Annotated in this window: 1 pseudogene; it reads right to left on the bottom strand. The window is 65.9% G+C overall.

Going from position 1 to position 461, the window contains the following annotated elements:
- Nucleotides 1–461, bottom strand: a pseudogene (locus BKG76_RS00005) (ferredoxin reductase); the annotation flags it as partial.

Genomic DNA, 461 nt, shown 5'->3' with positions numbered 1-461 from the left:
CGGGGCGATCTCGGCCAGCGCAGCACCGAAGTCGAGGTGTCCCCGATCCTCGGTCAGGTGCAGATGCAGTCGGTAGCCCGACAGCGTCTGGTCGAGGTTTCGCAGCTCGTCGTAGAAGATCACGCTGTCGGTATCCGGCGCGGAGTGAATGTGCACGATGTCGGGGTTGTGCCCGCGGTGTTTCAACGACCTGAGCATCGCCATGATCGGCGTGATGCCACTGCCGGCCGACACCAACAACACCTTGGCCGGCGGCGGGTCGGGTAGCGCGAAGTCGCCGCGTGGCGAGACCAGCCGCACGATGGTGCCCGGTTTCACCCCGTTGACCAGGTGCGTGGACAGAAACCCCTCGGGGGTGGCTTTGTCCGTGATCGAGATCAACTCCGCGTTGCGGCGCGGCACCGACGTCAGCGAGTACGACCGCCAATGCCAGCGCCCGTCGATGTGCAGCCCGATGCCCA

This window comes from Mycobacteroides franklinii (genome assembly GCF_001853795.1).
In the GTDB taxonomy this organism is placed as follows: domain Bacteria; phylum Actinomycetota; class Actinomycetes; order Mycobacteriales; family Mycobacteriaceae; genus Mycobacterium; species Mycobacterium franklinii.
This window is presented reverse-complemented; position numbering and strand designations above follow the sequence as displayed.